General features: G+C 70.4%; 7 protein-coding genes. 2 read left to right on the forward strand and 5 right to left on the reverse strand.

The features are described from left to right. Window positions 1–165: 165 nt before the first annotated feature. The 5 genes from OU415_RS30485 to OU415_RS30505 all read right to left on the reverse strand — a co-directional run bounded on the left by OU415_RS30485 (window position 166) and on the right by OU415_RS30505 (window position 5,728). A complete protein-coding gene (locus tag OU415_RS30485) occupies window positions 166–828 on the reverse strand; it encodes a copper homeostasis protein CutC (protein ID WP_270952852.1) in 663 nt (220 codons plus the stop codon). Window positions 829–1,164: 336 nt separating this feature from the next. After that, on the reverse strand, window positions 1,165–2,799 hold the full coding sequence (gene groL / locus OU415_RS30490; protein WP_270952853.1) for a chaperonin GroEL: 1,635 nt from the start codon (window positions 2,797–2,799) through the stop codon (window positions 1,165–1,167). Window positions 2,800–3,028: 229 nt separating this feature from the next. After that, window positions 3,029–4,279, reverse strand: a complete 1,251-nt coding sequence (locus OU415_RS30495; RefSeq protein ID WP_270952854.1) for a protein kinase domain-containing protein — start codon at window positions 4,277–4,279, stop codon at window positions 3,029–3,031. Window positions 4,280–4,410: 131 nt separating this feature from the next. After that, window positions 4,411–4,614, reverse strand: coding sequence for a cold-shock protein (locus OU415_RS30500; protein WP_270952855.1), 204 nt, complete (start codon window positions 4,612–4,614; stop codon window positions 4,411–4,413). Between the two features lie 430 nt (window positions 4,615–5,044). Beyond that, the gene (locus tag OU415_RS30505; protein ID WP_270952857.1) at window positions 5,045–5,728 is read right to left on the reverse strand and encodes a TIGR00266 family protein; all 684 of its coding nucleotides are present in this window, start codon (window positions 5,726–5,728) and stop codon (window positions 5,045–5,047) included. 177 nt (window positions 5,729–5,905) lie between these two features. Between OU415_RS30505 and moeA the strand changes: the two genes are divergently transcribed. After that, window positions 5,906–7,150 carry a molybdopterin molybdotransferase MoeA gene (gene moeA / locus OU415_RS30510; RefSeq protein WP_270952859.1) on the forward strand — a complete coding sequence of 415 codons (1,245 nt, stop codon included), beginning with the start codon at window positions 5,906–5,908 and terminating at the stop codon, window positions 7,148–7,150. Window positions 7,151–7,215: 65 nt separating this feature from the next. Further along, window positions 7,216–9,165, forward strand: a complete 1,950-nt coding sequence (locus OU415_RS30515; protein ID WP_270952861.1) for a M48 family metallopeptidase — start codon at window positions 7,216–7,218, stop codon at window positions 9,163–9,165. The last annotated feature ends 242 nt before the right edge of the window (window positions 9,166–9,407 follow it).

The following is a 9,407-nucleotide window of genomic DNA, read 5'->3' on the forward strand; positions in this document are numbered from 1 at the left end:
CCAACCCCGATCCAACCGATCCGGCGGAAAATCCAACGCGGTCCCACTACCGCGCCAAGTGCACGACGAGAAAAGATCTTCCTGATCGCCGCAGCAAGGGGGAGCTCGCGGCGTTGATGAAGGTGGGGAGCGCGGCGAGTCGGCACCTGGCCGCGCCCCCACCACTCAGGAGTCCAGGAGTTCCCGCCAGGAGCGGACGCGGTCGGCGAGGACGGAGCCGGACATCCGGGCGCCGGTCCCGATGTGGAAGGCGCGGACGCCCGCCGCCCGCAGGACCGGGACGTGCTCCTGCCGGAGGCCTCCGCCGACGAGCAGCTCCACCCCGTCGATGTCCTGCAGCTCAGCGCGTTCTCGCAGGTTGGCAAGGCCCTCGTCGACCCCGTCGGGGTCGCCGGCGGTCAGGATGCTGCTCGGCCCGAGCGCGACCGCCTGGTTCCAGGCCAACCGGTACTGGGCGGCGTGGTCCACGGCCCGGTGGAAGGTCCACGGACAACCGCCCAGCTCAGCGACCACCTCCCGGGTGGAGCCCATGTCGACCTGACCGTGCTCGTCCAGGAACCCGAGCACGAACTGCCGAGCCCCGGCCTCCAGCAGCTCCCCGACCTGCCGCCGCAACACGTCGACGTCAGCGCCGAAACCCGCCTGGTCGCGCACCATCACGCGCACCGGGACCTCGGCGACGGCCAGCGCGCTGCGCACGGTCGCGAGCTCGGGAGTCAGCCCGTCGGCGTCCAGATCCCGGCACAGCTCAACCCGATCCGCACCACCGCTCTGCGCCGCCTCGACATCAGCGGCGTCCAGCGCGATGACTTCCAGCAAAGCACCCACCCCGGAACCGTAACCGCGACACCCCACGACCTCAGCCCGACGCCACCACGAGGAACGAGCGCTCCAGAGCTCTTGATCTTGATCTTGATCTTGAGCTTGTATTCGCCGCCAGGCGAATAGCCCACCCCCGCAACCGGCACCGCCGCGGGTTCTCAGACGTCGCCTGCCGAGGACAGCCCTTTTGCCGTGTATTGGTCATACATAAAAAAGGGATCCCACAGGCAGGCGGCGTCTGAGGTTCCGCTACCCGCACCGCCCCGCAAAGCAACCACAAGACCCCAAAAACAAAGGGCCGCCCCCGTGAGGGGACGGCCCTTCGTTTGCCTTGGGCAGAACTTACATCATGCCGCCCATGCCGCCCATCGGGTCGGCGGCGGCACCTGCGCCCGCAGCCTCCTTCTCCGGCTTGTCCGCGACCACGGCTTCGGTGGTCAGGAACAGCGCGGCGATGGAAGCGGCGTTCTGCAGCGCCGAACGGGTGACCTTCGCCGGGTCCAGGACGCCGGCCTGGACCAGGTCCTCGTACTCGCCGGTCGCGGCGTTCAGGCCGTGGCCCGAGGTCAGGTTCTTGACCTTCTCCGCGACGACGCCGCCCTCGAGGCCGGCGTTGATGGCGATCTGCTTCAGCGGGGCCTCGACAGCGATCTTCACGCTCTTGGCACCGGTCGCCTCGTCGCCCTCGAGGTTGAGGCCGTCGAAGGCAGCCTGCGCGGCCTGCAGCAGGGCGACGCCGCCACCGGCGACGATGCCCTCCTCGACCGCGGCCTTGGCGTTGCGGACCGCGTCCTCGATGCGGTGCTTGCGCTCCTTGAGCTCGACCTCGGTCGCCGCACCCGCCTTGATGACGGCCACGCCGCCGGCCAGCTTGGCCAGGCGCTCCTGCAGCTTCTCGCGGTCGTAGTCGGAGTCCGAGCGCTCGATCTCGGCGCGGATCTCGTTGACCCGGCCGGCGATCTGCTCGTCGTCACCGGAGCCCTCGACGATGGTGGTCTCGTCCTTGGTCACGACGACCTTGCGGGCGCGGCCCAGCAGGTTCAAGTCGGCGGTGTCCAGCTTGAGGCCGACCTCTTCGCTGATGACCTGGCCGCCGGTCAGGATCGCCATGTCCTGCAGCATCGCCTTGCGGCGGTCGCCGAAGCCCGGGGCCTTGACGGCGACGGACTTGAAGGTGCCGCGGATCTTGTTGACGACCAGGGTGGCCAGGGCCTCGCCCTCGACGTCCTCGGAGATGATCAGCAGCGGCTTGTTGGCCTGCATGACCTTCTCGAGCAGCGGGAGCAGGTCCTTGACGTTCGAGACCTTGCCGCTCAGCAGCAGGATGTACGGGTCCTCCAGGACCGCCTCCATCCGCTCCGAGTCGGTCACGAAGTACGGCGAGATGTAGCCCTTGTCGAAGCGCATGCCCTCGGTGAGCTCGAGCTCGAGCCCGAAGGTGTTGCTCTCCTCGACGGTGATGACGCCTTCCTTGCCGACCTTGTCCATGGCCTCGGCGATCAGCTCGCCGATCTGGCGGTCGCCAGCCGAGATCGCCGCGGTGGCCGCGATCTGGTCCTTGGTCTCGATCTCCTTGGCGTTCTTGAGCAGCTGCTCGGCGATCGCCTCGGTGGCCTTCTCGATGCCCCGCTTCAGGGCGATCGGGTTGGCGCCGGCCGCGACGTTGCGCAGGCCCTCGCGAACCAGGGCCTGGGCCAGCACGGTGGCGGTGGTGGTGCCGTCACCGGCGACGTCGTCGGTCTTCTTCGCCACCTCCTTGACCAGCTCGGCCCCGATCTTCTCCCACGGGTCCTCGAGCTCGATCTCCTTGGCGATGGAGACGCCGTCGTTGGTGATGGTGGGTGCGCCCCACTTCTTCTCGAGCACAACGTTGCGGCCCTTCGGGCCGAGCGTCACCTTGACGGCGTCGGCGAGGGTGTTCATGCCGCGCTCAAGACCGCGGCGGGCGTCCTCGTCGAACGCGATCATCTTGGCCATTGCGGTGTGGTCCTCCACCTGTCTGGACGCCGCGGCGGTGGGTACGCACCCCACGGCAAGACTCGTGCTCGGCCAGGCTCGGTGCCCGCGACGGACGACCGGCCGGCGATACCGTCTGGTGGTACCGCCGGGAACGGCCTCACCGTCCCGACCTGGCACTCAACCTTGGTGAGTGCCAATACCGTGTTTAGCACTCTCCCCAGTCGAGTGCAAGCAACTAGTCCGAGCGTCAGTCGCCCGTGGGGACGGTCGTGGGCAGGTCGTTGTTGTTGTACGACGAGGATTCCGAGCTGGTCGGGCTGGTGTTGGTGGTGCTGCCGGAGCCGCCCATCGAGTTGGCCATCACAACGAAGACGACCACGATGACGACCAGCGCCACACCCACCAGCACCGGCACGATCCACTTCGCCGAGCTGCCCGAGGTGGTCGCGAACGACGACGAACCGGCGGGCATCGGCGGGCGCAGGCGCACCGGGTCGTTGCCCGGCGGCGGCAGCGGGCGCGGCGCCTGCTGCGGTGGGTAAGGCGGGCGGTAGCCCTGCGCCGGGATCGGCTGGCTCGGCGGGTACTGCACCGGCTGCGGCCCGGACATCGGCGCCGGACCCGGCACCGGAGCGGCCGGGCGCGGCTGCGGCGGGGCGTCGCCCGCGGCCTGCCCGAGCGCGGTGCGCGCGGCGGCGACGAGCTCCTGGCAGGTCTTGAAGCGCTGCTCGGGGTTCTTGGCCATGCCGCGGCGCAGCACCTCGTCGATGCCGGCGGGCAGCACCATCAGCGAGGTGGCGGGCGGCGGCTCGGCGCCGAGGTGGCCCTGGATGACCTCCTGCACCTGGCCCTGGAACGGCGGGCGGCCGGTCAGGCAGGCGAAGAGCATGCAGGCCAGCGCGTACTGGTCGGTGCGGCCGTCCACCGGCTCGCCGCGCAGGTGCTCGGGCGCCGCGTAGGTCGGCGAGCCGAGGAAGTCGCCGCTGGCCGTGCGGTGGCCGGTCGCGCCGCGCCGGGTCAGGCCGAAGTCGGCCAGGTAGACGTGCTCGTGCACGGATTCGCGCGAGGTCACCAGCACGTTGGCCGGCTTCAGGTCGAGGTGCACCAGCCCGCGCTCGGCCAGCATGTCCAGGGCTTCGGCGATCTGCGCCAGCAGCTCCAGGGTGCGCTTGGGCGAGATCGGGCCGTCCTTGATCAGGCTGGCCAGGTCGGAGCCGTCGACCAGCCGCATCGCGATGTAGAGCATGCCGTCGACCTCGCCGAAGTCGTACAGCGGCACGATGTTCGCGTGGTCGATGGCCGAGGTGTTGCGCGCCTCGTCGACGAATCGCTCGCGGAACTCGGCATCACCGGTGATGTGCTCGCCCATGACTTTGAGGGCGACCTTGCGGCCGAGCCGGATATCGGTGGCGCGGTACATCACGCTCATGCCACCGCGACCGAGCACTCCGTCGATCTTGTAGTGGCCGAGGCGCTTCCCGGTGAGGTCTTCCGACACGCCGAGCAGCCTAACCGGCCGAGATCACGCTCGTCTCACGGTTGACCCAGCCGGTCGTGATCCGACCTGGTGAGGCCCAGCACAACGGCCCGGCCCCTGCGGCGGGGCCGGGCCGTGCGGATGAAGCTCAGTCAGACCTTGCGGACGCCGTCCGCCTGGGTGCGGCCGTCGCGCCCCGCCTTGACCTCGAATTCCACCCGGTCCCCTTCGGAAAGGGTGCGGAAGCCCGACATGTTGATGGCGGAGTAATGGACGAAAACATCAGATCCACCGTCCGCAGCGATGAATCCGTAGCCCTTCTCCGAGTTGAACCATTTGACCGTGCCGACCGCCACGGCGTCCTCCTCATGAAAAGTGATGCACGGCGCGAGCGCCGCTGGAGCAACGGCCACACTACCCCCGAATTCGGGCCTCGTCGCGGGTTCGGCAATGCAACTTTTCCGTTAAACGCTGGGCCGAATGGGTGCCGCAACTGAACACCGTCCGTCATCGCGCCGGAATATTCCCCCAACTGCACTAGCCCATTCCGCCCAGAGCGAACCCCGTTTAATGGAATGGGCGCGCGGCTTGCGCCGCAGCAGCCCCCAGCACGCCACGCACCCGCTGAGCAGGCCTCAACCTTTTCGCTGTTGACAGCATTTAGTCGAGCAGTTCCCGCGTCGACGGCCGGATGGTGGAACGGGCAATCCTTTCGGCTGTTCGGCATTGACTTTCGGCGTCACCCGAATAGCCGCCGGACCCGTTCCACTTCCCGGTGAGTTCCGCTCAGGACCGGGCGCCGAGGCCATTCGCCTGGAGCCAGGTGACCAGTCCTCGCGGATTGCGGGTTTGGGTCAGGACCTGACCCGGACCGGCGAAATCGAAGACCAGACCTTCACCGCTCTTGAGCGACTGCACCACGCCCTGGTTCATCTGCCGCAAACGGCTCTGGACCGTGTCGGCGTAAGCCACCACGTGACCGGTGTCGATCGTGACGTACTCGCCGGGCTGCAGGGTCACCACGTCCAGCGCGCCGTAGCAGGAGACCACCATCGGTCCCTGGCCGACGGCGTGGCTCATGAACCCGCCCTCACCGCCGAAGAGGTTCTGGAAGCCGCCCCACTGGGTCTCCAGCTGCACCGTGCTCGCGGAGGCGAGCCAGCAGCCCCTGGTGACGCACCAGCCGACCCGGCCGTCGAGCTCGATCACGTTGAGGTCGCCGGGCAGGTTCGCCGCCACGTCCACCCAGCCGCCCTGCTGCGGCGCGGTGAAGGTGGACGTGAAGAACGACTCGCCACCCAGCGCGGCGCGCGCCAGAGACTTCATGAAGCCGCCCTGGGCGCGGGCTTCGACGGTCACCCCGTAGCTGGTCGCGAGCATCGCACCGCTCTCGACCTGCACCGGCTCGCCCGGTGCCAGCATCAACCGGGCCACCCCGAACGACGGCGTGTGACGAGTCCGAACCTGCACGAATACCTCCTGTCTCGGGACCGCTCGACCCGCCCGGCACCGCGCACGAGGTTCTCCGGCCGCGGACGTCACCGGGTTCGGCAGCACCGGGGAGATCGACCCGAACGGTCTCGGAGGAGTTTGCCACGGCGGCATCCGGTGTCGATTCACACGCCGGTGGCGACAGCGGGGGTGGTGATGGCCGATGATCGGGGCGTGTCGCACGGAACCGGAACCCCCGACCTGACCGCGGTCACCGATCACCAGGCGAAGGTCGCGGCGCTGCTGCCGCCGACGCCGGTGCTGGTCGCACCGCTGGCGGACTGCCTGGGCCACGCGCTGGCCGAGGACCTGACCTCGCCGATCCCGCTGCCGCCGTTCGACAACTCGGCGATGGACGGCTACGCGGTGCGGTCGGTCGACCTGGCGGGCGCCACCTCCGAGCAGCCGGTGAAGCTGCCGGTCCACGAGGACATCCCGGCAGGCCGGGTCGACGTGCCGCCGCTGCAGCCCGGAACCGCGCACCGGATCATGACCGGCGCCCAGGTGCCGCCGGGCGCCGACGCGGTGATCCCGGTGGAGCGCACCGACCGCGGCACCGAGCAGGTGCTGGCGTTCGCCTCGGTGCAGCCGGGACAGCACGTGCGCCGAGCCGGTGAGGACGTCACCGCCGGGGAGACGGTGCTGACCGCGGGCACCACGCTCTCCGCTTCGCAGCTCGGAGTGGCCGCGGCGGTCGGTGCGGGCCAGCTCCCGGTGCACCGCCCGGTGCGGGTGCTCGTGCTGTCCACCGGCTCCGAGCTGGTCGAGCCCGGCGCGACGCTGGAGCCCGGCCAGATCTACGAGTCCAACGGCCTGATGCTCGCCGCCGCGGTGCGCGAGGCAGGCGGCGAGGCGACCCTGCTGCGCTTCGTGCCCGACGACGTCGACGCCTTCCACCGGGCGCTCGCCCCGCACCTGGAGAGCACGGACCTGCTGATCACCTCCGGCGGTGTGAGCGCCGGCGCGTACGAGGTGGTCAAGGACGCGCTGACCGGGACCGGCGTCGAGTTCACCAAGGTCGCGATGCAGCCGGGCATGCCGCAGGGCTGCGGCCGCTACCGCGACCAGGTGGCCGTCGTGACGCTGCCGGGCAACCCGGTCAGCGCGATGGTGTCGTTCGAGATCTTCGTGCGCCCCGCGCTGCGCGCCGCCGCCGGGCACCTGGCCACGCAGCGGCCGACACGCCGAGCGACGCTGACCGAATCCCTCACCGCACCGGCCGATCGGCGGCAGTACCGGCGCGGCCAGTACGACCCGGCCACCGGATCGGTGAGCCTTCAGGGCGCGCCCGGTTCGCACCTGCTCGCCGGATTGGCCAAGGCGAACTGCCTGCTCGAGATCCCGGAGCAGGTCACCGAACTCGCCGCTGGGTCCACAGTGGACGTGATGTTGCTGGATTGACTGAACCCGGCTGTTCGCGAAGACTGCACCACCACCCCCGTCCACCCCCCTCCGGAGTTCTGCAAGTGCGTGGCCCTTGGCGCGCCGCCCTGGCACTGGCGCTGCACATCGCCTTCTTCGTCACCCCGATCGCGCTGGTCCTCGGCCTGCTCACGATCGCTGTCGTCACCTTCCGCTACGACCACACCAGCGGGCTGAAAGCCGCCGCCGCGGCGCTGGTCGTCGGCGCGGTGTTCGCGATCGGCTGGCGCGCCGTGCTGCGCTCGCGGACGCGGCCCCGCGGGGTGGCGCTGGACCGTTCCGAGCAACCGCAGCTGTGGCGGATGGCCGAATCCATCGCCACCTCCGCTGAAGCGCCGAAACCCGACGAGATCCGGATCACCTCCGAACCGACCGCCACCGTTCGCGAGCACACCGCACTGCTCGGCCTGCGCACCAAGGGCAGGTATCTGGAGCTCGGGCTGCCGCTGCTGGCGGCGCTCAACGTCAGCGAGCTGCGGGCCGTGGTGGCCCGCGAGATCGGTCGCCTGACCAGTCGCAACAAGCTGACCGCGCTCGCCCACCGCACCTCGGCCAGCGTCGAGCGCACCGCGGCCGGGCTCACCGGCGGTCCGACCAAGTGGCTGTTCAACGGCTACGCCCGGCTGTTCACCGCGATCGCCGCCACCACCGGCGACGACCTGGAGCTGGCCGCCGACGCGGTCGCCGTCCGGGAGGCCGGGACCCGCACCGCGGTGCTGTCCCTGCGCAAGTCGGTGGCCGTCGAGATCGGCTGGCGCGAGTACGCCGACGACTACCTGAGCATGGCCACCTCGATCGGCCACGCGCCGGACGTGCTGCTGGGCTTCCGCAACTTCATGTCGCACCCGACGCGCAAGCCGAAGCTCGCCGAGCGCGCCAAGCAGGCCATCGCCGAGGAGCCGGACGGCCGCACCCGCCGCCGCGTCGAGGCGATGAAGCGGCTCAAGACCGCCGACCGCGAACTCGACGAGCGCCCCGCGTTCGCCGTGCTGCGCAGCCCGCGCAAGAGCGTGCCGGAGCTGGAGGACCGGCTGATGGTCGACGGCCTCGGCGAGCGGATGCCGTGGCCGGAGCTCGCCCGGCAGGCCGGTGCCGCGCACGTCGCCGAGCAGGCAGCAGTGCTGAGCTCCGCGGTGGAGCAGAGCGGGCTGCCGGTGGAACCGTCCATCGCCGGGGTGCTGGCCGCCATCCACCGCGGCCAGGGGCGCGACCTGATCAACCCGGTGCTCAACCCCGGGCTGAGCCCGGAGCTCGTCGACCAGGCCGCCGAGGACACCCTGGTCGACCTGCTCGGCTGCACCGCGGTGGACGCGCTGATCTGCGCTCGCCGCGCCCACCACGAGCTGGACTGGGGCGGCCCGTCGCCGGTCCGGCTGGCCAACGGCCAACCGCTGGACGCCGACCGGCTGGTGCGCCCCGCGGTCGCCGATCCCCGGCTGATCCCCGGTCTGCACCGGGCGCTGGTCAACCTCGGGGTGCCGCTGCACCACGCGCGGCGCCCGGCGGCCGAGCCGGAACCCGAGCTGGCCGGGATCGTCAGCCCGGTGCAGTGCGCGGGCAGCAGCTACGACCTGCTGGTCACCGACCGCGGCCTGGTGCTGCTGCCCAGCTCGGCGAGCACCACCAAGCGGCTGCTGGCCGGCACGCTGGCCCGGTTCCGCGAGGCGGAGCTGGAGCAGCTCGGCGAGCTGGCCGCGACGCCGGTCGGCGAGCTCCGCGAGCGCCCCGGCGCGCAGTGGGTGGACAGCCGCGACGTGGCCAGCGCCCGGCTGGACCAGGAGCGCGCCGGCTGGTCGCTGTCGCTGGAGCTCTACCTCGACGAGTACGCGGTGTCCGAGCTGGACCACGAACTGGTGCGCGACGTGGACGGGGCGTCGGAGCTGGTGCTGCGCAGCAGCGCCGACGGCGTGGAGCACGGCGACCCGTACCAGGGGCTCGGGGAACTGATGGGCGCGCGGATGAACGTCGAGGAGCCGCTTGCCGCTATCGAGTGAGAGAGGGCGGCAAGTTGATCACTCCGCGTCATGTAACGGCCCGGATAGGTCCTCCGAAAGCGGCTACGGACTTTCTGTGACCTCAATTACACTGAAAGTCGCGTAACGAACTGTCGCCCACGTGCATCTCATAGACGTCCGCTCCGATCCACCACTGCTTGCCCGGTGGAAGCGGACACTTGAAGGGCCGTGCGCCGTCGGGGGGCGCACGGACCCGCACATCAGGGGTCGGGGGGGGGGGG

The sequence above is a fragment of the Saccharopolyspora oryzae genome (assembly GCF_027853915.1).
Taxonomy (GTDB): Bacteria; Actinomycetota; Actinomycetes; order Mycobacteriales; family Pseudonocardiaceae; genus Saccharopolyspora; species Saccharopolyspora oryzae.